The 26,415-nt window shown below is 36.5% G+C and carries 20 protein-coding genes; 8 read left to right on the forward strand and 12 right to left on the reverse strand.

From position 1 onward, the window contains the following. Window positions 1-2: 2 nt before the first annotated feature. Entirely contained in the window at window positions 3-1,328 is a 1,326-nt protein-coding gene (locus BD809_RS13340; RefSeq protein WP_148783482.1) for an exo-beta-N-acetylmuramidase NamZ family protein, read from the forward strand. 8 nt (window positions 1,329-1,336) lie between these two features. On the opposite strand, the gene BD809_RS13345 is transcribed toward BD809_RS13340, so the two are convergent. After that, the gene (locus tag BD809_RS13345; protein ID WP_148783483.1) at window positions 1,337-1,855 is read right to left on the reverse strand and encodes a YkgJ family cysteine cluster protein; all 519 of its coding nucleotides are present in this window, start codon (window positions 1,853-1,855) and stop codon (window positions 1,337-1,339) included. A 119-nt stretch (window positions 1,856-1,974) separates the two neighbouring features. Here BD809_RS13345 and BD809_RS13350 point away from each other — a divergent pair, with 119 nt between their 5' ends. Next, entirely contained in the window at window positions 1,975-2,685 is a 711-nt protein-coding gene (locus BD809_RS13350) for a class I SAM-dependent methyltransferase (protein WP_148783484.1), read from the forward strand. Between the two features lie 108 nt (window positions 2,686-2,793). Next, on the forward strand, window positions 2,794-3,561 hold the full coding sequence (locus BD809_RS13355; protein ID WP_148783485.1) for a hypothetical protein: 768 nt from the start codon (window positions 2,794-2,796) through the stop codon (window positions 3,559-3,561). Between the two features lie 107 nt (window positions 3,562-3,668). Here the strand turns inward: BD809_RS13355 and BD809_RS13360 are convergent, their stop codons facing one another. The 4 genes from BD809_RS13360 to BD809_RS13375 are packed head-to-tail and all read right to left on the reverse strand — an operon-like array spanning window position 3,669 to window position 10,773. Then, window positions 3,669-5,306 carry an amidohydrolase gene (locus BD809_RS13360; RefSeq protein ID WP_148783486.1) on the reverse strand — a complete coding sequence of 546 codons (1,638 nt, stop codon included), beginning with the start codon at window positions 5,304-5,306 and terminating at the stop codon, window positions 3,669-3,671. A gap of 22 nt (window positions 5,307-5,328) precedes the next feature. After that, entirely contained in the window at window positions 5,329-5,976 is a 648-nt protein-coding gene (locus tag BD809_RS13365; RefSeq protein WP_148783487.1) for a transglutaminase-like domain-containing protein, read from the reverse strand. Between the two features lie 28 nt (window positions 5,977-6,004). After that, on the reverse strand, window positions 6,005-7,732 hold the full coding sequence (locus BD809_RS13370; RefSeq protein WP_148783488.1) for a porin family protein: 1,728 nt from the start codon (window positions 7,730-7,732) through the stop codon (window positions 6,005-6,007). A 23-nt stretch (window positions 7,733-7,755) separates the two neighbouring features. Beyond that, on the reverse strand, window positions 7,756-10,773 hold the full coding sequence (locus BD809_RS13375) for a tetratricopeptide repeat protein (RefSeq protein WP_148783489.1): 3,018 nt from the start codon (window positions 10,771-10,773) through the stop codon (window positions 7,756-7,758). Between the two features lie 276 nt (window positions 10,774-11,049). On the opposite strand from BD809_RS13375, the gene BD809_RS13380 reads away from it, so the two are divergent. Continuing rightward, window positions 11,050-11,733, forward strand: coding sequence for a cell division ATP-binding protein FtsE (locus BD809_RS13380; protein WP_148783490.1), 684 nt, complete (start codon window positions 11,050-11,052; stop codon window positions 11,731-11,733). Between the two features lie 23 nt (window positions 11,734-11,756). Here BD809_RS13380 and BD809_RS13385 read toward each other — a convergent pair whose 3' ends face one another. From BD809_RS13385 to typA, 3 genes are all read right to left on the reverse strand, one after another. Further along, window positions 11,757-12,107 carry a tRNA-binding protein gene (locus BD809_RS13385; RefSeq protein WP_148783491.1) on the reverse strand — a complete coding sequence of 117 codons (351 nt, stop codon included), beginning with the start codon at window positions 12,105-12,107 and terminating at the stop codon, window positions 11,757-11,759. Between the two features lie 238 nt (window positions 12,108-12,345). After that, complete coding sequence (locus BD809_RS13390; RefSeq protein ID WP_148783492.1) at window positions 12,346-12,570, reverse strand: uroporphyrinogen decarboxylase; 225 nt, start codon at window positions 12,568-12,570, stop codon at window positions 12,346-12,348. A 151-nt stretch (window positions 12,571-12,721) separates the two neighbouring features. Beyond that, window positions 12,722-14,521, reverse strand: a complete 1,800-nt coding sequence (typA, locus tag BD809_RS13395; protein WP_148783493.1) for a translational GTPase TypA — start codon at window positions 14,519-14,521, stop codon at window positions 12,722-12,724. A 163-nt stretch (window positions 14,522-14,684) separates the two neighbouring features. Between typA and kdsA the strand changes: the two genes are divergently transcribed. The 3 genes from kdsA to BD809_RS13410 all read left to right on the forward strand — a co-directional run bounded on the left by kdsA (window position 14,685) and on the right by BD809_RS13410 (window position 16,993). After that, window positions 14,685-15,503, forward strand: a complete 819-nt coding sequence (gene kdsA / locus BD809_RS13400) for a 3-deoxy-8-phosphooctulonate synthase (protein ID WP_148783494.1) — start codon at window positions 14,685-14,687, stop codon at window positions 15,501-15,503. Window positions 15,504-15,702: 199 nt separating this feature from the next. Continuing rightward, the gene (locus BD809_RS13405; RefSeq protein WP_148783495.1) at window positions 15,703-16,482 is read left to right on the forward strand and encodes a DUF1206 domain-containing protein; all 780 of its coding nucleotides are present in this window, start codon (window positions 15,703-15,705) and stop codon (window positions 16,480-16,482) included. 19 nt (window positions 16,483-16,501) lie between these two features. Continuing rightward, the gene (locus BD809_RS13410) at window positions 16,502-16,993 is read left to right on the forward strand and encodes a DUF192 domain-containing protein (RefSeq protein ID WP_148783496.1); all 492 of its coding nucleotides are present in this window, start codon (window positions 16,502-16,504) and stop codon (window positions 16,991-16,993) included. 65 nt (window positions 16,994-17,058) lie between these two features. Here the strand turns inward: BD809_RS13410 and secDF are convergent, their stop codons facing one another. The 4 genes from secDF to asnB form a co-directional block, all read right to left on the reverse strand. Further along, a complete protein-coding gene (gene secDF, locus BD809_RS13415; protein ID WP_148783497.1) occupies window positions 17,059-20,064 on the reverse strand; it encodes a protein translocase subunit SecDF in 3,006 nt (1,001 codons plus the stop codon). Window positions 20,065-20,276: 212 nt separating this feature from the next. Then, on the reverse strand, window positions 20,277-21,203 hold the full coding sequence (mdh, locus tag BD809_RS13420) for a malate dehydrogenase (protein WP_148783498.1): 927 nt from the start codon (window positions 21,201-21,203) through the stop codon (window positions 20,277-20,279). A 193-nt stretch (window positions 21,204-21,396) separates the two neighbouring features. Then, the gene (gene gyrB / locus BD809_RS13425) at window positions 21,397-23,337 is read right to left on the reverse strand and encodes a DNA topoisomerase (ATP-hydrolyzing) subunit B (RefSeq protein ID WP_148783499.1); all 1,941 of its coding nucleotides are present in this window, start codon (window positions 23,335-23,337) and stop codon (window positions 21,397-21,399) included. 340 nt (window positions 23,338-23,677) lie between these two features. After that, entirely contained in the window at window positions 23,678-25,366 is a 1,689-nt protein-coding gene (asnB, locus tag BD809_RS13430) for an asparagine synthase B (protein ID WP_148783500.1), read from the reverse strand. A 237-nt stretch (window positions 25,367-25,603) separates the two neighbouring features. Here asnB and BD809_RS13435 point away from each other — a divergent pair, with 237 nt between their 5' ends. Further along, the gene (locus tag BD809_RS13435) at window positions 25,604-26,140 is read left to right on the forward strand and encodes a DUF2911 domain-containing protein (protein WP_148783501.1); all 537 of its coding nucleotides are present in this window, start codon (window positions 25,604-25,606) and stop codon (window positions 26,138-26,140) included. Window positions 26,141-26,415: the final 275 nt, after the last annotated feature.

Here is a 26,415-nt window from a genome sequence, read left to right on the forward strand (position 1 = left end):
TTATGGTTTTTATCAAAATTGTATTCAAAAATACGTTTTTATTCGCTCTCATCCTTTTTATTTCTTGCGGAAGCTTAACAAAACCTCAAGCAACCGCTTCACCTGTTATAGTTCCGGAGGTGACACATAAAAAAATTGACACCCAACCTTCTTTAGATGCGGTGGCACCCATATATGTCGGAGCGAACCAAACTGATAAATACCTACCTCTCCTGAAAGGAAAAAAAATTGCTTTGGTTAGCAATCAAACATCCGTAGTGTTCCGCACTCCCTTTTTTCAAAAGCATTTGCTTCCCGCAGGGGTTGCAATTGACGAAGCCTCTTTATATGTGCATTTGGCAGATACGCTTTTATCACAAAACATAAATCTTGTAAAAGTTTTTGCCCCCGAACACGGTTTTAGAGGAAAAGCAGATGCCGGAGAATTAGTGGAAGATGGCAAAGACACCAGAACAGGATTACCCGTGATTTCGCTATACGGCGCTAATAAAAAACCTTCAAAGAAAGCTATGGAAGGGATAGAGCTCGTTGTTTTTGACATCCAAGATGTCGGGGTTCGGTTTTATACATATATCTCTACGTTGCATTATGTCATGCAAGCCTGTGCAGAAAATAATATTCCGATACTCATTCTGGATCGTCCTAATCCAAATGGTAGTTATGTGGATGGCCCCACGCTTGAAGAAGAACACGCTAGCTTTTTAGGTATGCATGCTATCCCATTAGTACACGGAATGACTATTGGTGAATATGCTACAATGGTTAATAAAGAAGGATGGCTTGGAGAAAATTTAGTTTGTGATTTGACGGTTATTCCCGTAGCGAACTATACACATCGCGATACGTATAGCCTGCCTATTCGACCTTCCCCTAATTTACCCAATGACATTGCAATAAATCTGTATCCGAGTCTGGGCTTGTTTGAAGGCACGACGATCAATGCGGGGCGAGGCACCGAAATGCAGTTCCAATTGTATGGAGCACCTGATCTGGCTATGGATAAGTTTGAATATGCCTACATACCACAACCTAATTTTGGTTCAAAATCTCCAAAACATAATGGCAATGTGTGCTATGGTGAAATTGTCACCTCAAACTTTCCAACGAATGCTGTAAATCTGGAATGGCTGATCAAAGCATACACGAATTCAACAAATCCCGCCGGTTTTTTTAAAACGAAATCCTTTACCCTGCATGCCGGTACAAAAAAGTTACAGCAGCAAATTCAAAACAATATTCCATTAGAAGCTATTCGGGAAAGTTGGAAGCTTGGAATAGAGCTTCATAAAAAAAGAAGAGAGAAGTACGCTTTGTATCCTTTGGACTGATTTAAAAATTATTGCCTTCTATTCGTTTTGTGACTAAGCTGTAGTTTTTCTTTCATTTTTTCTACAATATTAAATGCAGCAGGACAAATTTCTATGTTTTTCATGGTCAAGGATGCAATTTGCTGAAACTTTTTGCGATCTGTATGCGGAAATTCTTGACAGGCTTTGGGCCGTACGTCATAGATACTACAATAATTGTCTATCCCTAAAAATACACAAGGCACCGATTGCAACACAAAGTCTCCGTCATCATCATTTCTAAGGTACTGCTTTTCGAAATCTACAGATTTCATTTTTAAATGTTTAGCAATGCGATCTACATCTTTATCTGTAAACAATGGCCCTGTAGTTTTACAACAATTTCCACACGTCAAACAGTCTGTTCTTTCAAATTCTTTGGTATGCAATTCCTCCATAACGAGGTCAAGATTCTTTGGCGGCTTTTTTTTAAGCTTCGCAAAGAACTTTTTGTTCTCCGTATGTTTATCTTTGGCGAGTTGGGGTAACTGTTTTATAAAATCTTGCATACCGCAAAAATAGGTATTTACTATCACTCTGACTTCACTTATCGGTTGATTAAAAGAATTCGACTCTCTTTCTGAAAAATTAATTGAGGCGTCATCAAGAACTTAAAAGCAAACTACAAATGGCTGATGTATTTGGAGAAGCAATAAAAGATTACCATCTTACAAAAAATAATAACCAGGATATCATAGTACAGTCCCCTGATTTTGACGATGATATCATTCCTGTGCACTATCTCTTTAGATCTCTTGAGGAGATGCCATTAATTGAACAGCAAGCACTGGATTTGGCCTATGGAAAAGTATTGGATGTAGGCTGTGGCGCAGGGAGTCATAGTTTGATATTGCAAAATAAATACAACCTCAGCGTTGATGCCATCGATATTTCGGAAGGAGCTATAACGGTCTGCAAGGAGCGTGGAGTCAAAAACGCATATCAAAAAAATCTATACGATCTCAAAGAAGTAAAATATGATACTATCGTACTATTGATGAATGGTAGCGGTATCATTGGACGATTGGCAAATATTGATCACTTTTTTACACATATAAAGAGTTTGCTTGATCCCAACGGTCAGCTTTTGTTAGATTCATCAGACTTATCGTATCTATACACCGATGACGATGGCGGTTTTTGGATTGATGCTAACGCAGGATATTATGGAGAGATGCAGTACAAGATGAAATATAAAAATTTAGAAACCGATTGGTTTGACTGGTTATATATTGATTATGATACGTTACAGAATGCTGCAAATGCCAATGGCTTTGTTTGCGAAATAGTACATAAGGGAACAGAAAATGAATTCTTAACCCGTATAAAACTGGCCTAATCAGGAGAGCTTAACTAAGCATGAATCGGTATCAAAGTTACGTTAAACATAGTTTCCATTACTTCAGAAATTTGTTTATTTACATTTCTAATACTTCAAAAATATCCTATGCGACTACATAAACTTCTGCTTTTATTTATTTTTACTACTACCTTCTTAGTAAGTTGCTCTAGTGAAGATGACACTCCAATTGCTATATCCAAAGTTGACAATCAAAAACCTTTAGGAAGCTCAGCAAGAGATTTACTTGCTAGTGATCAATTTAATGGTCTTACGGTAGAGTTAATTTCTGTTAAGGGTTTCGAACCCAAGGCCGCTGCGATTCAAGGATTTAAAACATTTCTCGAAAACAGACTTAATAAACCTGATGGAATCACCTTTAACACCCGGGTTGTTAATTCTTCCAATCTAGCTCCTTTTACCATTGAAGAAATCGCTCGCTTAGAAAATGATAACAGAACCGCATACAACAGCGGAGATGAGATTACGGTATACATTTATTTTGCTGATGGTAGTCGAGAATCAGATACGGACACCGAGGTAACTTTGGGAACTGCTTATTTAAACACCTCAATTGTTATTTATGAGGAAACACTAAGAAATGTAAGTAACAGACCCAATTCACCTGATTTAAGTACGATTGAAAATGCTACCTTGAATCACGAATTCGCTCACTTGATTGGTTTAGTTGACATTGGAACACCTCAACAGACACCGCATGAAGATACTGATTCTGAAGGACATTGCAATGTTCAAGATTGTTTGATGTCTGCTGCAATTGAATTTGGTAGCGGTGTAATCAATATGGTTGATAATACAGTGCCAAAATTGGATGATCTATGTCTTAATGATTTAAGAGCAAATGGAGGAAAATAATTATTAATTCCAGTAGCATTTACAAACTACTAGTATTACTTAATAAATAAAAAGGGATGTATACTCTACTGCTACATCCCTTTTTATTTATCCCTGCTATAACATATCTATAATGAATTCTCAAACACCTTTTCTCCTCCCACAAAAGTTGCTTTTACTTTAGTTTTGGGTATACTATCTTCATCGATTTTCATGATATCCTGTTCCAGGATGACAAAATCGGCCATTTTACCAATAGTAATACTCCCTTTTTCTTTTTCTTCAAAATTACTGTAAGCCGCCCAGATCGTCATACCTTTTAGAGCTTCTTCGCGGGTTAGTGCATCTTCTTTTTGAAAACCATTTTCAGGGAATTGTTCAAGATCTTTTCTTGCAACCGCTGCATAGAAGGTATAAAATGGATTTACATTTTCAACTGGGTAATCCGTTCCCAAAGCTAGTTTTCCTGTTTTGTTTAATAACTTTTTGTAAGCATACGCACCTTCCATTCTAGACGCTCCCAAGCGATCTTCAGCCCAATACATATCGCTCGTGGCATGGGTTGGCTGCACACTCATAACCAAATTTTCGTTAAGCATATCAAATTCTTCGGGGGCTACTACCTGAGCGTGCTCTACTCTCCATCTTCGATTAGTATCATCTTTTAATACGTCATAATATGTATTAATTACCACCGCGTTGGCTGAATCTCCTATGGCATGTGTATTCATCTGAAAAGGTGATTCTGCGATTCGCTTTGCTAATTTTTTAAACGCATCAACTCCAATTACCATAGCACCGTGATGATTGTCCTGATCGCTATACGATGCTTTAAGAGCAGCTCCTCTTGACCCCAAAGCGCCATCTGCATACACTTTAAAGGAAGACACATTTAAATGATCCGTTTTCAAAGGACCCTTATCTAAGTAATAAGACACATAATCCGGAACATTACTAACCATAGCATATACTCTGATTTTGAGTGCATCTGATTGTTGTAAACTATCGATTAGTTGAATCACATCGGGACTGAGTCCTGCGTCATCTACCGTTGTTAATCCATAGCTAAAATTAGTTATTTCAGCATCTTGTAGGGCAATAGTTTGCTCTCTTACCGTTGGCTCAGGGTATATTTTCTCAATAAGCTCCATAGGATTATCAATAAGAACACCTGTAAGTTCACCATTCTTAAGTAAAACCTCTCCACCTTCTACTTGCGTTGCCGCTGTAATACTTGCAGCATTCAGTGCAGCTTGGTTTGCTAAAATTGCATGACCGTCTACGCGTGTCACTGCAACCGGGGTATTAGGAAATAAACTATCCAACTTATCTTTGGTCGGAAATTCTTTTATCTCCCAGTCATTTTGATCCCAACCTCTACCAATAATAAAGCTAGTCTTTTTATCTTTCTGAAACTCAACAATTCTCTCGAGTACCTCATCATAGCTTTTAGTACCTGTGAGATCTACCCGTTGTTTTTGCATTCCTAATCCATAAAAATGACAGTGTGCATCTATCAAACCCGGTAATACTGCTTTGCCCTCGGCATCATAAAGCTCTTTTACTTTATACGCTTCCATTAACGCTTCGGTAGACCCTAAGGCTAAAAACTTACCATCTTTTACGATAAAAGCTTCGGCAGAAGGGGTATTTTGATCCACTGTATAAATATTGGCATTGTAGACTAATAAGTCAGCTTGCTCTTTAGGCTTGCTGCACGAAAAGCTTACTAAAGCGCCTAGAATAAATAAGGATAATTTTTGCATGTAGTATTGTTTTTATTTAAAGTTAAAGGTAAATCTCAGTGGCACCATCTGCTTGTTCTATAATATGCGGATAATGGGACTTAATTAAATCAAATATAAATTCAATAGGAACATCTTCAAAATGACCGTAATCCTCAAGATACTCCATAAAACTTCCACCTTCCTTATCATATTCCTGAAAAACAGCATCATTTTTTCCATCAAACCCCAGTACGTCCACATTGCAAAGTACGCACAATTCTTTGTTAAATGCCGGCGAAATTTTTAACCATGTATCATTTAGAAATACGTCCACCATAGCATGAGGAGTCAGCTCGTTAGTGCCAAATTTTTCAACTAAACGCTCTACGGCTATATGATTCTTTACTTTTGCTAAATGCAACCTAGCAGGTATGGATAAGGCTCGTAAACAAGCGATGAGAAGAATACTTTTTTCAAGACAGTGTCCCTCATCCTTTTGTGCAATAACACTTGCTTTAAAGTTTTCTTTAGTAAAACTGAAATAATAAGGAAAATACAACCATCCATCACGAATTTTATCATACATCATAATAGCCTTGTTCTCATCACTCATACGGCTGCCTTTAACCTCGGCTACAAGCTTTTGAATAGCGGGTGCCGTATAATCCAAGAAATATGTCTGTTCTGAATATGTGCTAAGATCTCCCATCTAATATTTCAATTCGGATTCGGTGTAATCAATAGTTGAACTTATAAGTAATACCTCCCAGCACTTGAATCCCTTGAACGGGATAATTACTCCATCGTTCGTAGTTATCTCCTATCAAATTATAGCCTTTGATAAACGCTGAAAGTTGATCATTAAAACGATAGCCCAGATTTGCATTAACATCGATATAACTATCTAGTGTTTTTGTAATTAACGGAGTATTGGAGACGATATCCATACGTTCTCCAACAAAATACATTTGTGCTCCGGCATACCAGGCATCAGTAATTTGATAGTCTGCTCGTAAGGAAGCTTTTATGGAAGGTAGATTCCAAGCCTCTACTTCATTTGTGGTATCGTAATCAAAATACTCTGCTATAGTACTTAACTTAAATTTTGTGTTTATATCAAAGTTCAACTCTGCATAAGCGAATGCGGTAGTTAAGTCATCATATCGATATGCGAAAGAATTTCCATAATCATACGCTTCTACTGCAGGGATTTGAGCTGTGTTAAGAAAAAATAATGGCACTTCGCTTTGTGAGGCATATCCACCTTTGACATTATAACTAAATATATCAGACACTCTTCCCTTAAAACCTAGATACCCTTCGTATTGTTTGTTCGTAGGTTGCAAAGTTAGTGTTGGGGATACGTAAGGATTATCCTGTACGGCATCACGATAGGTGTTTTGTTTTAATTCGCCCTCTAATGCGGCATAAACAATAACAGCATCATCTAACAAACGATATGACGCAGTTACATTAGGATAGATAAAAAAATCATTCTCTTCATTCTCTATATCCATACTATAAAATATAGAAGCTCCCAAATTGAGGGTAAAATTGTCACCGTTAAAAATAAGGTTTGGATTAATCCCTGTAATAAATCTACTATACTTTATACCGGTTTCAATAAAGTTATTCGGATTAGGATCATCCTCAAAAGAACCATTAAGGTAATCAAAAGTCATAACGGTTTGCAACTTCTGATCTCCTAAGTCCAATGTTATAGTCGGTTCAAGATTTACGTGATGCTCACTACTCTCCGTCGCATCTCCAAAAAATCGATAGTTTAGGATTGCTTTATCCAAAATAGCGTCATTAAAAATAAGTTTCCCGCCAACTTTTGCGCCATAATATGTCTGTTCCGGGTTTATCGCCAGAATTTGATCTTCAGTTAAGAAATTGTTTTCAGGTAAACCGTACCAATTGAATATCTGATGTTCTATACCCGCTTCGAAACCATAGGTGAAATCTTTGGTACGAGATGTATAATTAAGATCTAAGAATGAATTATAAAACTTATCATCCAGCGCTACATTTTCAATACCCCCTTGAGAGGAGTTATGGTGAAGATACATACCAAAATTATCGGTTCGATTGATTTGAAAATTGCTGTAAAATTCAGCCAGCACAGACGTATAATTACCAAAACCTAAGGTAGCGTAGTTATCATACAATTCGACTCCTTTAGGTCTTTCAATATCTGCTGCCCTCCCTTTTGCAGGAGTAAAAGTCGAAGCTACAGGAACCGAAAAGATATTGTAGCGCAATTCTTTTTTCTGATAGGTTGCAGAATCACCAAGCTTTGGTATGGTTTTTACCTTAAAAGCATCACTGATTGTGGGGGTATATGCTTTTACTACAATGACTCGATCGGTTTCGATCGTTTTGTCTTTTTCTTCTTGAGCCTGTAAACTGAAGGTGTACAATACAGCACAAGTAGATATAATGAGCAATTTATGAATTGACATAGATGTATCTTTCTAAATAAATATTATTGTTCAGTTTGAATGGATGCATTCGTTTTGGCTTCTTCTTTTTTAATACGCTGAAGTTCCTCACTAGCTTCTGCTACAACGTCTGGATATGCCGTAAAATTCTTGATCACACTTTCTAGAATATATGTAGCTTGATACGCATCCTTAAGTCCGTAAAAGTTTTTGGCCATAAGCACTAAGCCCTTAGCACCATACAGTTTGTATCCCGAATATTCTTTGGAAAGTCTTTGAATACTTTCATTCGACGCCTTATAATTTGCATCCTTATTCTTAAAATAAGCATCATAATACAGTGATTCGGCTGCAAGTTCTCCTCTAGCGGTTTGTTGTACTTTCTGATAGGCTTGCCTAGCTCGTGATTCATCTGCTGTTTGCAAAGCTGCCCTAGCCAAGAATAATTGTGCATCATCCTTCACCTCTTGTTGAATTTTTGGATTGGCTAAAACTTTTTCAGCATACGTGATAGTCTCGGGATAGTGCACCAATTGATAGTGAGCTTTCATGATATTTGATTGCGCAAAAATGATATTCTGTGGATAATCAGCTATTTGCTCTAATCTACTTAACAAAGGTAACGCCTTGTCATACTGCTCTTGTTCTAAATAAAACCGAGAGACCTTTAATAAAGCCTGCTCTGTATACTCTGTTTGCTCCTTTGCAATTACGTATTGATAATGTGGCAGCGCCGCTTCGTTATTATTCTGTTTTGCATATAACTGTGCTAAGGTGAAATGGCTTTTTAATGCATTGATACCATTTGGGAAATCTTTTAAATACTTAGTAAGTTCATCAATAGCTTTATTTTCATTTCCATCTACCAATTGTTTTTCTACAGCTTCATAACTGGTATTATCCAAATCCTCATCAGTAACATTTACGAAGCTTAGGCCTTTTACCCAAGATGCATATTCATCCGTTCTGCCCAAATCCACATATACCAACCGTGCTGTTTTAACTGCTTGCACCGCATCTTCACTTCCCGGATATTGGGAAACTACCTTTTTGAATTTTGACAGTGCTTGATCTCCTTGATCGTTGTTATAATATACCAATCCCTGCTTTAACAAGGCTTTTGGTACATAAGAACTCCTCGGCGTCTCATCGATCAATCTATCGTAAGTAGCTATACCACGAGACACATCTCCTTTAGCGATATATGTATTACCCAGACCATACATAGCGTCGTCACGATATACCGAACGAGTGTATGTAGTTAAAAACAATTCTAAATCACTAATTTTTTTATCATTCTTACCGACAAATCCATAGCTTATTGCTTTTTGATAATGCGCATAATCTGCATTGGGACCATCCAATTGAATAGCTTTATTATAAGCTTCCATCGCGGGCCAATATTTACTGGATATAAAATTACTATCGCCTAATCGCAAATAGGCATCTGCTAACCTCACATCATCCGACTTCGCTGTATTTATAAATTTAGAAAAGTGTTCTATCGATTTTAAGTACTGCTTTAATTTAAAATACGTATACCCCAAGCTATAGTCGATATTTTCAAATACTACGGTAGTTTGAGCATTATCAAAGTCTTTGAATTGCTTAAAATGCACCAACGCTTCTTCGTATTGACCGAGCATATATAAGGTTTCTGCTTTCCAATAGGTAGCCTTGGAAGTATATGACGGATCTCTTGGCTGAGATAGTGATTTTGTAAAATAGATTAGTCCTTCGTCGTAATTTCCGGAAGTATACAACTCGATTGCTCGATAATACGCTACCTTTTGATATACTACTTTATCGGCAAAATTACGTGTACTCTCTAACAGCTCCATAGCTTCTTTGTAATTTTTAGAAGTCAGGTATGAATTGATTAAAAGCTCCTTCATTTCTTCCTTTTTCTCAGAACCGGGGTACTGATCCATAAAACCCAGTAAAATTTTAGGTGTACTTTGATATGAATTACCAATTTCATAACTCAATTTGGCATAATTATAAAAGGCATCCTCTTTGATTGTAGCATCAAAATCCATTTCCGAAGCATTTTTGAAAGCATTGAGTGCTTGCTGTTTTTGATCTGTTTTCAAATAAGATTCTGCCAAATGATAATATGCATTTTGAGCCGTAGCATTACGTCCTTCGATAATTTTATTAAACTCAGAGATCGCTTCTTCGTAATTACCTTCTTTGTAATATGCATAGCCGAGTTGGTAATAATCCGTATTAGTCCATTTACCCTTACGCCCCCTATATGCTTTAAGGTATTGAATAGCTTTGCCATATTGTTTTAAATTAAAGTAACTCTCCCCAATTATTTTATTTAACTCTGATTTTTCTGTAGGCTTTGACTTAGGTAATTGCACGAGCCCCTCTTTAATAGCTTCTTCAAAGTTTCCCGATTTGAAATTCATATCACTTTGAAAATAAGAAAGATTCTTATTGTATTCATTTAAATCCTTAACTTCATCAAAAAGTTGGTTCGCCTCTTGATAGTCATCTCCTTCATACGCTATAAAACCTAAATAATATTTTGCTTTGGCACCATAGGTTCTGGACTCTTGCACGTCTTCAAAAAACTTCTTAGCCTCATTGAAACGCTGAATTTTGAAATATGCATACCCGTTATTAAAGTTAAATTTTTCTTTTTCCTTAGCAGATAATGCATATACCTCAACACGATCATACCATTTGCGAGCGTAGGCATACTTACCATTGTCAAAATAATAATTTGCAACATCCAGATAGGCAGCATTCCGTTTGACACTTGTAGGATACTCGGTGACAAAATTTTCCATAAGATCATCTGCACCCTTTTGGTTGAGCCAAATAGCACAATTAGCAATGTAATATGCACATTCTGCTTCTATATTCTCATCATCCACAGCGTCTTTTACTTTGTCAAAAAGTAATTGCGCTGCCAAAAACTGCTTGTTATTATATAATTCCGTAGCCTGATTATAAAGCATCAAATCATTAGTAAAAGCTGCTGATTGCTGTGCATATATAATCCCACAAAAGCTTGTCATAAATGCAAGTACCGTGATGTAGTGTCTCATTAAAAAAGTTTTATTTCAAAGGTAAATATCGTTCCCCTATTTTTAAGTCTGTGTTAAAGTTAGACTAATCTTCCATTCAATAACGAGTAAAAGAAATGATAAGTACGTAGCCAAAGTTAAAAAATGCCCAAATTTATAAGCAGTAATCATAAGAATTTTTATTTCTTACCAACCATTAGAAAAATGAGGATTGATAAAACATTTTTAAACCATACATCGTTTTATCGGTATTCTTTATACTTTTACTGTAATTAATAATTCACTTAGATTGTCTATATGTCCAATTCTGTATTAAATCTTAAAAACGCATCGATCTATCAGCGTGAGAGTTTAATTTTATCTGATGTCAATGTTGACGTAAATAAGGGAGATTTTGTTTACCTCATCGGAAAAACAGGAACTGGTAAAAGTAGTTTTATGAAAACGCTATACGGTGATTTACCCTTAACTGAAGGCGAAGGACATATTGTAGATTTTGACCTAAGACAGTTGAAAGAAAATCAAATACCTTTCTTACGAAGAAAACTAGGTATTGTATTCCAAGATTTTAAATTATTAAATGATCGTACAGTACGCGACAACTTATTATTTGTATTAAAAGCTACCGGATGGAATGATCAAAAAGCAATGCATAGTAAAATAGATGATGTTTTACATAAGGTAGGTATGAAAACCAAAGACTTTAAGTTTCCCTATCAACTATCCGGTGGTGAGCAGCAGCGTATTGCCATAGCTAGAGCGTTACTAAACGACCCCGAACTTATTCTTGCAGATGAACCTACGGGTAACCTGGATCCTCAAACTTCAGTTGAAGTGATGGAAGTATTGCAAGATATTAATAAGAATGGAAACACCATCCTTATGGCAACCCATGACTACGCTTTGCTATTAAAATACCCTTCCAAAACTTTAAAATGTGACGGCAGTAAAGTCTTTGAAGTGGTACAACGAAAAGGATAAGAGAATAGACAACATAACATTAATTAACCCACTCGTTGTCCATTGGCAACCGGTTTATCTGTGGTTAGCAACGTAACGACGCCTTCATCTCCTACGGCACCCATGATCAAACATTCGCTCATCATCGTGGCAATTTGTTTGGAAGGAAAATTCACAACTGCAATGACTTGTTTACCTACAAGTTCTTCCAACTTGTAGCGTTTAGTTACCTGGGCAGACGATTTTTTTATTCCTAGCTCTCCAAAATCTACGGTAAATTTATAGGAAGGATTACGAGCTTCCTTAAAGATTTCTGCGGTAAGCACAGTACCTATGCGCATATCTACGCGCATAAATTCGTTCCATGTTAGTGGTGCATTTTCTTTTGTCATCATAATTTATATAAAATTCTTCTGATCAACGCAAGTTAAACTTTAAAGAATTATAACACAAACCATCAACAGCTTACACCTGCTAGCTACGGTAATATCTACTAAAATATGTAACCCTACACATGCTTCCGTAGATTTAAACTATCTCCTATCTATAAGTAACTTAATTAAAGATTGGTTAAAGCGTACCCAGAAATCAATAATAAATTCTATCTTAGCGATAAGAATATAAACAAAGAGTTTATTGTTTTTTGATAAACAAATAGTAAATATTCACACAAACAATGGCCAAATTGGTTAGAATAATAGGTATTGACCAATTTAACAACACTCCATAAGCAATAAAAGCCAAACACCCCACTGAGTTTACTAAGCGCAGTTTTTTGATGTTACGCATTAAAAATGATGCTAATACCATTGCTGATGCAAAGTACCCAACTAGTTCTGTAAATAATAGTTCATCCATGATGCTGTCTTATAATTATAAATTAAAAAAATTAGACACTATATACCGTATTAAGATTTGATCCCCGAGACCAAAAGTTACCCCAAATGTTGAAAAAAAATCCCGAGAAAAGCTCGGGATTTTTTAATTATTGGGATGCGGTTCAGATTGATTATACAATCTTATTACGCTTACGTTCAGTTTCAGTTAAATAAATTTTACGTAACCTCAAATGGTTTGGAGTTACCTCTACATATTCATCCTTTTGGATATACTCTAAAGCTTCTTCCAGAGAAAACTTGATTGCCGGAACAATCTTAGCTTTATCATCAGCTCCAGAAGAACGTACATTACTTAACTTTTTAGTTTTTGTAATATTTACAGCCATATCATCGCCACGAGAGTTCTCTCCGATTACCTGACCTTCGTAAATATCTTCTCCAGGATCAACGAAGAACTTACCTCTATCCTGTAGTTTATCGATTGAGTAAGGAATAGCCGAACCTTTTTCCATAGAAACTAATGAACCATTGATACGTCCTGGAATATCACCTTTAAGCGGCTGATATTCTTTAAAACGGTGTGCCATGATCGCTTCCCCTGCAGTAGCAGTTAGCAATTGATTACGTAGACCGATAATACCACGTGATGGTATCATAAATTCACAAACCATACGATCGCCTTTTGCTTCCATACTCAGCATCTCTCCTTTACGCATGGTAACCATCTCAACTGCCTTTCCAGAAACATTTTCAGGTAAATCGATCGTCAATTCTTCAATTGGTTCACATTTAACACCGTCAATTTCTTTGATGATAACCTGTGGCTGACCAATTTGCAATTCATATCCTTCGCGACGCATGGTCTCGATAAGAACAGATAAATGCAATACCCCACGTCCAAAAACCATAAACTTATCCGCACTATCTGTAGTATTAACACGTAATGCTAGGTTTTTTTCTAATTCCTTAGTTAAACGATCCTTGATATGACGAGAAGTAACAAATTTACCATCTTTACCAAAGAATGGTGAATCATTAATTGTAAACAACATACTCATCGTTGGCTCATCTATAGCAATCGTTTTTAATCCCTCAGGATTTTCAACATCTGCTACAGTATCTCCAATTTCAAAACCTTCTAATCCAACTAATGCACATATATCACCCGCCTCAACACGGTCAACTTTCATTCTTCCTAACCCTTCAAAGGTATGAAGCTCTTTAATCTTAGTTTTCTTAATGGATCCATCTCGCTTAACAAGTGAGACCTGCATACCTTCTACTAAAGTACCACGTTGCAGTCTTCCAATCGCGATACGTCCCGTAAACGATGAAAAGTCAAGTGATGTAATCAATAACTGCGGAGTTCCTTCTTCAATTTTTGGAGAAGGAATATGATCTATAACCATTTCCAACAGTGGCTCGATAGAATCTGTTTCATTTTTCCAGTCTTCACTCATCCAATTGTTCTTTGCAGAACCATATACCGACGGGAAATCCAATTGCCACTCCTCTGCCCCTAATTCGAACATAAGGTCAAAAACTTTTTCATGAACCTCATCCGGAGTACAATTTTCCTTATCTACCTTATTAATTACTACACAAGGCTTCAGTCCAAGATCAATCGCCTTCTGCAATACAAAACGCGTTTGCGGCATTGGTCCTTCAAAGGCATCCACAAGTAATAACACACCATCAGCCATATTCAATACACGCTCAACCTCACCACCAAAATCGGCGTGACCAGGGGTATCAATTATATTGATTTTTGTATCCTTGTAGATTACCGATACGTTTTTAGAGGTAATTGTAATTCCTCTTTCACGTTCAAGATCGTTATTATCTAGAATAAGATCTCCGGTGTTTTCGTTTTCGCGAAATAGCTGACAATGATACATTATCTTATCAACCAAGGTAGTTTTACCGTGGTCAACGTGTGCAATTATTGCGATATTTTTAATAGCTTTCATATACGCCTTATTTTTAAGGCTGCAAATGTACAAGATATTTGGTCAGGTTTCACATAAAATGCAGGTTATTTTAATCTACTTAAAACTAGCACAATAAACCCGGTTATTATTTAAATTTAATTCTTCCCAAAACTAGTATCTTTGCAATTAAAAAACAGCAAAAATGCAGCTACAAAATATACCTAATTTAAAAGATTTGGATGCAAATAATTTCTTTCTACTTGCAGGTCCTTGCGCGATTGAAAGTGAAGATATGGCATTACGAATCGCCGAAAAAGTGGTTACCATTACTTCTAAACTTAAAATTCCTTATGTTTTTAAAGGTTCTTTTAAGAAAGCTAATCGCAGCCGAATTGATAGTTTTACAGGTATTGGAGACGAGAAAGCTTTAAAAATTTTACAAAAAGTCGGACAAACCTTTGGTGTTCCGACCGTAACAGATATTCATACAAATGAAGATGCTGTGATGGCCGCAGCTTATGTAGATATTCTACAAATTCCCGCTTTTTTAGTACGTCAAACTGATTTGGTAGTGGCGGCTGCTAAAACAGGTAAAACCGTTAATTTAAAAAAGGGTCAGTTTATGAGTCCTGAAGCTATGAAGCATGCGGTAAAAAAGGTTCAGGATAGCGGAAACAGTAACGCTATGATCACAGACCGTGGCACCATGTTCGGCTATCAGGATATGATTGTTGATTTTAGAGGAATTCCGACCATGCGAGAATATGCAACCACCGTTCTTGACGTAACTCATTCGCTACAACAGCCTAACCAATCCAGCGGTGTTACCGGCGGCCGACCCGATATGATCGAAACTATTGCCAGAGCAGGAGTAGTCAATGGTGTTGACGGACTTTTTATAGAGACACACTTTGATCCGGCAAATGCAAAAAGTGATGGCGCCAATATGTTGGATCTAAAACATCTTGAAAAATTACTTACAAACCTTGTTTCTATACGACAAACTATTGTCAACTTATAAACAAAAAATAAAATACTTTAGGAAGCTGTCTGTATTCAGACAGCTTTTTTATTTTCTGAAAGTATTCTAGCATCATGTTAAAAATTTATCTCAAAAAGTCTTAAAAAAGATACTGCTCCGTTAAACTCAGCATAAATTATAGAGTTTCTGTTCGCTATACCAAGTACTCCATGTATTTTTAATAGAAATAATTACATTTATGGATCATAAAATTAAAAAAATAGCAAAAGTTGGCTTTGGTGCAAAGGGACTCGTGTATGCACTAACAGGGATACTCACCCTGCTTGCAGCGTTTAATGCAGGAGGCCAAAAGGCAGGAAAACTTCAGGTCATCGAATTTTTGGAACAACAGTCCTTTGGCAAAATTATTCTAGCAGTTCTGGGCTTAGGACTTTTTTGTTACGCCTTTTGGCGCTTTATACAAAGTATAAAAAACCCTGAAGGAATTAATGAGGATGCAAAAGGTAGTATTAAAAGAGTTGGCTTTTTTATAAGTGGCATAGTATATACCGGACTTGGCGGGTTTGCTTTATGGGAGATTTTTAATGAATCAAGTAGTTCCGGAACTTCAAAAAATGGTATACTTAGTTCAGAATATGGTCAATACATTCTTATTGTAATCGGAGCAGCGATGGGCATAAAGGCTGCATATCAATTTATTAAAGCTATTAAAGGCGATTTTCTTGATCAATTTGATCTTAGATCTATTACAGATCCTAAAAGAAGAAAATTCATTAAGAACATGGGGTATGCCGGATTAGTGTCTAGAGGAATCGTGATCTCTATAATAGCATATTTCTTCCTACGGGCAGGTTTGGGGGCGTTTAACAGTGCTACCACCGTTAAAGGAACCTCTGATGCCTTTTCGTTCATTCAGCAAAACAGCAGCGGTCCATGGCTTTTAGGATTAGTCTCAGCAGGTTTGATCTGCTACGGAATTTATATGTTCAGTAAAATAAAATACAGAAAATTTAAATAACTACTATCTATATTTCTACATGATAACAACTTCAAAACTCCTCGGCTGCCTCGCAATTTTACTGGCATCTCAGGCATGTCAAGACAAAAAAAACAATACTATAAAAGATAGCATTACCGAAGAGATATCTTTTACAAAAGAAGGAGAATTACAGCTTTTACGTGATAACGATACATTGAAACAACTTTCTATAGAAATTGCAGACAATCCTTACGAACGCGAAACCGGACTTATGTACAGAAAAACTATGGAGCAAAATCAAGGAATGCTTTTTATATCTGAAGAAAGTAAGCCCCAGAACTTCTACATGAAGAATACATTAATTCCATTGGATATTATTTATATCGATGAAAATCAAAAAATAGTAAGTTTCCAACGTAATGCTCAGCCAAATGACGAAACTTCCTTACCCTCGCGATTACCTGCCAAATACATATTGGAAGTCAATGCAGGCTTATCTAAAGAATGGAATTTAAAGGAAGGAGATTCCATTAGTTTCAAAAAGTTGTAGCGCATAAAAATCAAAAGCCCGTTATGAGAATTCATAACGGGCTTTTTTATACTTGATAAAAAGAATTAAGCGGTTACTTCTTCCTTTTTAACCTTTGTTTTGAGTCCTACTTTTTTAACCGTATCATACATCACCGGCGTTGCTATAAACAATGATGAGTACGTACCTACCAGCACACCTATAATCAAAGAGAACATAAATCCTCTAAGAGGCGCAGCAAAGATAAAAATTGCACCTAACACAAGTAATGTTGTTAAAGACGTATTCAATGTACGACTCAACGTACTGTTTAAAGCAGCGTTAACATTCTTAGCCAATGGCCAATTAGTATGCTCACCGAAAAATTCTCTAATTCTATCAAAAACTACTACGGTATCATTTAAAGAATACCCAATAACTGTAAGAATTGCAGCTATAAATGCCTGATCTATTTCCATATTAAAAGGCATAAACTTCCACGTAAGTGAGAAAACACCTAGTACCAGCAACACATCATGAAATACTGCAGCTACAGCACCTAAACTAAACTGCCATCTTCTAAATCGTAATAGAATGTATAAGAACACTACTATTAAAGATCCTAAGACGGACCAAAAAGCCGCTTGTTTAATATCATCTGCAATCGTTGGTCCTACTTTCATAGAAGACATGATACCTATCTGCTTATCCTCATCACCATTCGCAAATTCGTCATATGATATATCGCCTCCTAAGTATGGTTGAAGTGTAGTGTATAATTTATTCGCTATTTCAGCGTCAACAGCTTCACCTGTTTCATTCACTTTATATTTCGTAGTAATCTTTAACTGATTGTTTGCACCCAGTGTTTTCGCCTGCGCACTTCCAAATACTCCTGTTAATTTATTTTCAATTTCGGTTGGAGCAACATCTTTTGCAAAACGAACCGTATAACTACGTCCTCCAACAAAATCCACCCCTTGATCCAAACCTTGCGTAAACAATGATCCTAATCCGACAACGATAACTACTCCAGAAATTATATAAGCAATTTTTCTTTTCCCTAAGAAATCTACATTGATGTTACTAAATAGGTTTTTGGTCATCCCGGTAGAGAAAGCTAATTCTTTTCCGTTTTTACCATATCCATCAATAAATAGTCTTGTGATAAAAATTGCTGTAAACAATGAAGTCAAAATACCTATTAATAAGGTCGTCGCAAAACCTTTGATAGGCCCTGTACCAAAAAACAATAGAATCAAACCTGTAAGACCTGTGGTAATGTTTGCATCCAAAATAGACGACAAGGCGTTATTAAAACCATCTTTGATAGCATCTACCTGAGATTTTCCTTTAGTTAGCTCTTCCTTTATACGCTCAAAAATTAGAACGTTTGCATCTACCGACATACCTATGGTTAAAACAATACCTGCAATACCAGGCAGTGTTAGCACAGCTTTTAAACCTGCTAATACTCCAAATATGAACAAAATGTTAACAACCAAAGCAACATCCGCGAAAATACCCGCTTTACCATAATAGAATACCATCCATACTAGAATGAGTACCAGTGCAATAGCAAAAGACATAATTCCGCTATCAATAGCCTCCTGACCTAAAGATGGTCCAACCACTTCACTTTGAATAATATCTGCAGAAGCAGGTAATTTACCAGCTCTCAAAACGTTGGCTAAATCTTGTCCTTCCTCGATAGAAAAATTACCTGTGATTTCACTACGTCCACCACTAATTGGGCCCGTTGAAACCCCGGGCGCAGAATAGACCACATTATCAAGAACTATCGCAATTTGACTACGGTTTGTTGAAGCACGTCCGGTCATCTCTTCCCATGCCTTAGCTCCTTTTCCATCCATTTGCATGGTAACAGTTACCTGACCAACTTGATTGTATTCTTGTCTTGCATCCGTTATAACACCACCACTTAATTCTGGCTCATTATTACGATTCCCTTTTATTGCATATAAATCTACAAAGTCTGAATCTTTTACCGGTTTACCCCAGGCAAAACGAACATAACGTTGCTCCGGTGATAACAATGCTCTAACCTTTGGGTCATTTAAATAAGATTCAAACTCTTCAACGTCGTTCTTATTTACTGAAAGAATTACAGGGCCACCTTGTCCACCTTGGTTAGCAATTAAATCAAAAATTGGGTTTACTTGCGCATCAAGATCTGTTGAATCTTCTGCATCTGCGAGTAAATCGTCAATGGCAGCATCTTCATCTGTTTTTGTAGAATCCACCTGCGCAGCATCTACCTCTGTAGCGTCTTCAGATGTCGTAGCTTCCTTTTTCTCCATTTCTTCTTTTAGCAAGGTATTTGCTGCAAAAATGAAAGGAAAAATTTCTTCTGCCTTGTAAACGTCCCAAAACTCTAATTGTGCTGTACTTTGTAGTAATTTCTTAACACGATCCACATCCTTTGCTCCAGGTAACTCCACCAGAATACGACCTGTTTCTCCTAAACGCTGAATATTTGGTTGTGTAACTCCAAATTTATCAATACGCTTACGTAATACCTCGAATGCCGAAGTTATAGACTCATCGATCTTACGTGTAAGCACTGGCTTTACCTGATCATTAGTCATATCAAAACTGATATCGTCACTTAAATTTTTATTTGCAAAAATATCCGGAGATGCAAGTTTAGCATCCGGTATCTTCTCAAACTCAGTAAAGAAATCTTCGATATAACTATTCTGACTATTTTTTTGTAATTCATCAGTAGCTAATAGTGCTTGATTAAAAGCAGGGTCTTTTGAATTATTTGATAATCCCTTCAGAATATCTTTAACAGAAATTTGAAGAATTACATTAATTCCCCCTTTAAGGTCAAGACCTTTGTTAAGCTCTTTATCTTTAGCATCATTATACGTAATCCCGGCAAAGATTGGATCCTTACCTATAGAATCTAAATAATTACGCTCTGCCATTTCTCTAAGTTTGGAAGCATCCTCTCCCGGAAACTTTTGCTGCGCATAATTCTCAGCTTCTTTTTCTTTGGTGTAGGTTAAATACGTATACGACAACTGGTAAATACATACCAATCCGAATAAAATCGCAAATACTCTAACAAGTCCTTTGTTCTGCATTATTCTTAAATTTATTGGTCATTTTTATAAAACGGACAAATATAGGATTTCAAAAAACATTTGCCAACCCTCAATGCCTGATTTTTAGGCGAAGTTATATATTTGAAACTAAAACGCTGAAAATTAATAATTTCTATGATTTTAATATAGCTTTTAACCAAAAAAGATCGCCCTAAAGCGATCTTTTTCTGTATAAATTTACTAGTATTCTGTTAAAGTTCTAATAAACTGTTTGTTTTTTTAACTCCTTCTGCACTATCAGCTAACTTTGTTTTTTCAGCCTCAGAAAGTTTAATCTCAACAATTTTCTCTACTCCGTTTTTACCTAAAACAACTGGCGCTCCGATACACAAATCATTAAGCCCATACTCTCCTTCTAACAAAACAGAACATGGAAATATTTTCTTTTGATCACATGCAATAGCCTGAACTAGTGCAGAAACAGCAGCTCCAGGCGCATACCATGCTGACGTTCCCAATAATTTAGTCAAAGTAGCACCACCTACCTTAGTATCTTCTGCTACTTGATTAAGACGCTCCTCAGAAATAAACTCTGATACCGGTACACTGTTTCTAGTAGCCAATCGAGTTAAAGGCACCATTCCTTTATCACTATGTCCACCGATCACCATACCATCAACATCAGAAATTGGAGCTTCTAATGCCTCAGCAAGTCTGTACTTAAAACGCGCACTATCTAACGCCCCGCCCATACCAATGATTCTGTGCTTAGGCAAATTCGTAGTCTTATGTACCAAATACGTCATAGTATCCATAGGATTACTTACCACGATTATAATAGCATTGGGAGAATGCTCTATTAAATTACTTGAAACCGTTTTTACAATTCCCGCGTTGATCCCGATCAACTCTTCACGAGTCATACCAGGTTTACGTGGAATTCCAGAAGTAATTACCACCACCTCACTGTTTGCAGTTTTGGTGTAATCATTAGTACTTCCGGTTACTTTTGTATCAAATCCATTTAATGAAGCAGTTTGCATTAAATCCATCGCCTTACCTTCAGCATAGCCTTCTTTGATATCCAACAATACTACTTCTGAGGCAAAATCTTTGATCGCGATGTATTCAGCACAACTTGCACCTACTGCACCAGCTCCTACTACGGTTACTTTCATTATATATTTAAATTTAATTAATAGAATGTTATTTGACTGAAATTTTCAGCACTCCTGCGAAAATACAAATTATTACAAGATTAGAATCTAAATTTTAACCAAAAGAACACTTAAACACCTACCCCATGAAACAAAAAAAAACGTTTACAGTAACACACCATAAACGTTTTTTTTGAAATTGTATCTATCCTATCTACGCATCGATATTTGCATATACAGCGTTTTTTTCAATAAACTCTCTTCGTGGCGGAACCTCATCCCCCATTAACATAGAGAAGATACGATCTGCTTCAGCAAGGCTGTCTATAGTAACTTGACGCATAGTCCTATATTCCGGATTCATTGTAGTATCCCATAGCTGCTCTGCGTTCATTTCTCCAAGACCCTTATAACGTTGGATTTTTGCATTGTCCCCATACTCCTTGACAATCGCATCTCGTTGATCATCGTTCCATGCATATTGCTTTTTAGCTCCTTTTTTAACCAAATATAATGGCGGTGCCGCAATGTAAATATGACCGGCTTCGATCAATTCTTTCATATAACGGAAAAAGAATGTAAGAATTAAAGTAGAAATGTGACTACCATCGACATCGGCATCACACATAATTACTACTTTATGATAGCGCAGCTTTGATAAATTAAGCGCCTTACTATCCTCCTCTGTTCCAATGGTCACCCCTAAGGCTGTAAAGATGTTCTTGATTTCTTCATTTTCAAAAACCTTGTGATGCATCGCCTTTTCTACATTCAAAATCTTACCACGCAACGGTAAAATTGCTTGGAAATTACGATCTCTACCTTGCTTAGCTGTTCCACCTGCCGAATCTCCCTCGACTAAAAATACCTCGCACAATGCAGGATCCTGCTCAGAACAATCTGAAAGCTTACCAGGTAGGCCTCCAATACTCATTACCGATTTACGCTGTACCATCTCACGCGCTTTTTTGGCTGCGTGACGAGCTTGGGCTGCAAGAATAACTTTTTCAACTATTATTTTAGCATCGTTTGGATTTTCTTCCAAATAATTCTCCAGCATCTCAGAAACCGCCTGAGAAACAGCAGAGGTTACCTCTCTATTTCCTAATTTAGTTTTGGTCTGACCTTCAAATTGAGGTTCTTGGACTTTTACCGAAACAATTGCCGTTAGACCTTCTCTAAAATCATCACCAGCGATTTCAAACTTCAGTTTATCTAACATACCTGAAGCATCTGCATATTTCTTTAAGGTTGAAGTCAATCCTCTTCTAAAACCTGAAAGATGCGTTCCTCCTTCATGCGTATTGATATTGTTTACATAGGAATGTAAATTTTCCGCATACGAATCATTATATATCATCGCCACTTCTACCGGAATGTCATTCTTTTCACCCTCCATAGAAATTACATCTCCGATGATAGGTGTTCGACTAGCATCCAAAAAGCGTATAAATTCTTTTAATCCTTCTTCAGAATGGAAAACTTCAGATACATTTTCACCTTTTTCATCCTGATGACGCTTGTCGGTAAGTGTAATCTTTATTCCCTTATTTAGATATGCCAGCTCCCGCATTCTGCTTGCCAACGTATCATAATTATATTCCAGCGTCTGTTGAAATATTGTTGGATCTGGTCTAAAAGTTACTTCAGTACCTCTAAAATCAGTATCACCGGTAGATTTTACCGGATACAATGGTTTTCCTTTCTCATATTCCTGTTCCCATACCTTACCTTCTCTATGCACATACGCATGCAAATGTGCTGATAAAGCATTCACACAAGATACTCCAACCCCATGTAGTCCACCGGAGACTTTATAAGAATCTTTGTCAAACTTACCTCCCGCTCCAATTTTGGTCATAACAACCTCTAGTGCAGAAACGCCTTCTTTTTTATGAATCTCCACCGGAATACCACGACCATTATCTCTAGTGGTTACAGAATTATCTTCATTGATAGTTACTTCGATAGTATCACAATGCCCAGCTAGTGCCTCATCAATAGAATTATCTACTACTTCATAAACTAGATGGTGTAAACCTCTAACACCCACATCTCCTATATACATAGATGGACGCATTCTTACATGCTCCATTCCTTCTAATGCCTGAATACTATCGGCAGAATATTGATCCTTTTTTCCTTCTTCGCTCATAAAACTGTGCTGTTTAATGTAAGTTTTTTGCTTAACAAGCAAATATAAAAAATCGTAACCAAGTGCAAAGGAATTGTTAAGGGTTGATTTAAAGAGTTATCAACAATTTATTTACTTTTTAACTCAAAAAGACCACAGATTGCCCAAGATGGCTTAAAACATCTATTATTAGCCTTAAATTCAATTTTCGATTGTTTGAAGTATTTTTAAAAATAGTTAATACTTGAAAAAATGCGCTACAAGTCTTCAAAATCATTCGAAAACTGTAATATAATAATGAACCCTTACAACTGACGTTATAAGGGCTCTCTTTTTTAAGCGTATTTAAGGCTATGATTTTTTAAATGGTTACTATTTCTTTCTTTTGATATCCTTCTTCATGAACAGAAGACACAGCTCGACCTGATGGATCATTCATATTTCTAAAAGATTCATCCCATGCAAGTGCTACCGGAGAACTACAGGCTACCGAGGGAACGGATGGAACACATAATGCCGCTGCATCAGATGGAAAATGTTCGGCAAAAATGCTTCGGTAATAAAATTCTTCTTTTGAGGTAGGTGTCTGAATGGGAAATTTAAATATCGCATTGGCCAATTGATCATCACTAATCTCTTGCTCAACAACCGCTTTTAAGGTATCTATCCAATCATATCCTACACCATCAGAAAATTGCTCTTTTTGACGCCAGGCAACGCTTTCGGGTAAATACGATTCAAATGCTTTACGTACTACCCATTTTTCCATTCGCTCCCCATTGATCATTTTATCCTGAGGATTGATACGCATAGCCACATCCATAAACTCTTTATCCAAAAAAGGAACTCTCCCCTCGATCCCCCAGGCTGCTAGGGATTTATTTGCACGCAGACAATCGTACATATGCAATTTATCAAGCTTACGCACAGTTTCTTCATGAAAATCTTTGGCTGTAGGGGCTTTATGAAAATACAAATACCCTCCAAATAGTTCGTCGGCGCCCTCACCTGATAAAACCATTTTTACTCCCATTGACTTTATCACTCGCGCCATCAGATACATGGGCGTTGAGGCGCGAATAGTAGTGATGTCATAAGTTTCCAGATTGTAGATAACATCTCTAATAGCGTCTAATCCTTCTTGGATGGTAAACTTTATTTCATGATGAACTGTTCCAATATGATCTGCGACCTTTTGTGCGGCGGCCAGATCCGGTGATCCTTCTAATCCAACAGAAAACGAATGTAATTGTGGCCACCATGCCTGATCCATATCACCGGACTCAATTCGTTTTTCTGCATATTTTTTAGCAATAGCCGAGGTAACCGAAGAATCCAATCCACCAGATAATAAAACTCCATAGGGCACATCTGACATTAATTGACGATGTACAGCTGCTTCTAATGCGTCACGAACTTCATCTATCCTGGTCTGATTATCTTTTACCGCTTCAAAATCCATCCAGTCACGTGTATACCATTGTGTCAATTCGCCTGTACCGCTATGTAAATAGTGTCCAGGAGGAAATAATTCAATTTTTGTACACACACCCTCCAACGCTTTTAATTCTGATGCAACATAAAACGTTCCATTTTCATCCCAGCCCATGTAAAGTGGGATAATCCCCATATGATCCCTGGCAATAAAGTATTCATTACGTTCTACATCATACAAAGCAAATCCAAAAATTCCATTAAGTTGGTCCAAAAAAGCAGCTCCCTGTTCTTTATACAGCGCTAAAATGATCTCACAATCTGAGGCTGTTTGAAATTCATACGCTTGTTTGAGCTTGGCTCGTAACTCTTTGTGGTTATAAATCTCACCATTTGCAGCGAGCACAACTTTTTTATCCTTATCAAATAACGGCTGTTTCCCTGATGCGGGATCGACGATTGCCAAACGTTCGTGTGCCATAATCGCATCAATATTCGAAAAAATTCCGCTCCAATCAGGTCCTCGATGTCTAATCTTTTTTGACATCTCCAATAATTGTGGACGTAGTATTTCACTATCCTGTTTTAATTCAAAAGCACAAACAATTCCGCACATAATATTTTATTTACTAATAATTATGAAGCAAATATTCATTAAAAATTATTTATTGTAAATAGAATAGGTATTTATAGTTTTAATTAATAATTAAAACCCCTATTTTAAAACAAAAAGAAAACTTTTTATATCGGATCATAGTTTTTTACTTATAAGCTATAAGTTTCCTATATTTATACAAACAATGTAATTTACCTATCATATAAACGTCCATTAATTAAATTAAAAACACATATCATGAAAAAAACATTCTTTTTAACAATTGTACTTTGCCTAGGGGCCTTAGTAAATAGTACAGCTCAAAAATTTGCGGGATTACAAAAAAGTCCTACTGATATTGTATACGCATCTCCAGAAAAAAATGCTAAACCCGATATAAAGGTAATTTATAGTCGTCCGCAGAAAAAGGACCGTGAAATTTTTGGCAAGCTTGTTCCTTTTGATAAAGTTTGGAGAACAGGTGCAGACGAAGCAACTGAAATTAAATTATTTAAAGATTTCAAAATGGGAGATATTATGCTAAAAGCTGGTACGTACTCTTTATTCACTATTCCCGGAAAAGATAATTGGGAGATTATTTTAAACTCTGATTTAGATAGCTGGGGAGCTTATACTTATGATAAAACTAAGGACGCAGCAAGAATTACTGTTCCTGTTACTACAGATCAAGAAGCATTAGAAGCTTTTTCAATTGCTTTCAAAAAAGTTGACAAGGGCTATCATATGGTATTAGGATGGGATACGACGCGTGTAGAAGTTCCTTTTTATAATTAAGAGCTATTAGATAAACAATAAAAAAGCACCCTAGTGTCAATAAATACACTAGGGTGCTTTTTTTGCTTATCACAAAAACATAGTCTAAATGTTGTTATCTGTGAATTGCATGACTCGTCGCTCCAGGAAGTTCCTTAAGGAAATTCATGACGATGGCAAATGTTAATTTGAATTTAGTGTAAAATAGCCCCATAATTAGATTTTAGAATGTTACGTTAAGTACTCGTTTTGAAAATTATTAGTAAAGTGTTTGTGTTATCCTGTAAGATATAACC

Source organism: Aquimarina intermedia, from assembly GCF_008124785.1.
Taxonomy (GTDB): Bacteria; Bacteroidota; Bacteroidia; order Flavobacteriales; family Flavobacteriaceae; genus Aquimarina; species Aquimarina intermedia.

What these genes read in the sequence shown, in the direction of transcription:
- BD809_RS13375 (WP_148783489.1), bottom strand. Translation starts at nt 10,773, where the DNA reads ATGAGACACTACATCACGGTACTTGCATTTATGACAAGCTTTTGTGGG.
- BD809_RS13385 (WP_148783491.1), bottom strand. Translation starts at nt 12,107, where the DNA reads ATGATGACAAAAGAAAATGCACCACTAACATGGAACGAATTTATGCGC.
- BD809_RS13435 (WP_148783501.1), top strand. Translation starts at nt 25,604, where the DNA reads ATGAAAAAAACATTCTTTTTAACAATTGTACTTTGCCTAGGGGCCTTA.
- BD809_RS13390 (WP_148783492.1), bottom strand. Translation starts at nt 12,570, where the DNA reads ATGGATGAACTATTATTTACAGAACTAGTTGGGTACTTTGCATCAGCA.
- mdh (WP_148783498.1), bottom strand. Translation starts at nt 21,203, where the DNA reads ATGAAAGTAACCGTAGTAGGAGCTGGTGCAGTAGGTGCAAGTTGTGCT.
- BD809_RS13360 (WP_148783486.1), bottom strand. Translation starts at nt 5,306, where the DNA reads ATGCAAAAATTATCCTTATTTATTCTAGGCGCTTTAGTAAGCTTTTCG.
- typA (WP_148783493.1), bottom strand. Translation starts at nt 14,521, where the DNA reads ATGAAAGCTATTAAAAATATCGCAATAATTGCACACGTTGACCACGGT.
- BD809_RS13350 (WP_148783484.1), top strand. Translation starts at nt 1,975, where the DNA reads ATGGCTGATGTATTTGGAGAAGCAATAAAAGATTACCATCTTACAAAA.
- secDF (WP_148783497.1), bottom strand. Translation starts at nt 20,064, where the DNA reads ATGCAGAACAAAGGACTTGTTAGAGTATTTGCGATTTTATTCGGATTG.
- asnB (WP_148783500.1), bottom strand. Translation starts at nt 25,366, where the DNA reads ATGTGCGGAATTGTTTGTGCTTTTGAATTAAAACAGGATAGTGAAATA.
- BD809_RS13405 (WP_148783495.1), top strand. Translation starts at nt 15,703, where the DNA reads ATGGATCATAAAATTAAAAAAATAGCAAAAGTTGGCTTTGGTGCAAAG.
- kdsA (WP_148783494.1), top strand. Translation starts at nt 14,685, where the DNA reads ATGCAGCTACAAAATATACCTAATTTAAAAGATTTGGATGCAAATAAT.
- BD809_RS13355 (WP_148783485.1), top strand. Translation starts at nt 2,794, where the DNA reads ATGCGACTACATAAACTTCTGCTTTTATTTATTTTTACTACTACCTTC.
- BD809_RS13370 (WP_148783488.1), bottom strand. Translation starts at nt 7,732, where the DNA reads ATGTCAATTCATAAATTGCTCATTATATCTACTTGTGCTGTATTGTAC.
- BD809_RS13340 (WP_148783482.1), top strand. Translation starts at nt 3, where the DNA reads ATGGTTTTTATCAAAATTGTATTCAAAAATACGTTTTTATTCGCTCTC.
- gyrB (WP_148783499.1), bottom strand. Translation starts at nt 23,337, where the DNA reads ATGAGCGAAGAAGGAAAAAAGGATCAATATTCTGCCGATAGTATTCAG.
- BD809_RS13380 (WP_148783490.1), top strand. Translation starts at nt 11,050, where the DNA reads ATGTCCAATTCTGTATTAAATCTTAAAAACGCATCGATCTATCAGCGT.
- BD809_RS13345 (WP_148783483.1), bottom strand. Translation starts at nt 1,855, where the DNA reads ATGCAAGATTTTATAAAACAGTTACCCCAACTCGCCAAAGATAAACAT.
- BD809_RS13365 (WP_148783487.1), bottom strand. Translation starts at nt 5,976, where the DNA reads ATGGGAGATCTTAGCACATATTCAGAACAGACATATTTCTTGGATTAT.
- BD809_RS13410 (WP_148783496.1), top strand. Translation starts at nt 16,502, where the DNA reads ATGATAACAACTTCAAAACTCCTCGGCTGCCTCGCAATTTTACTGGCA.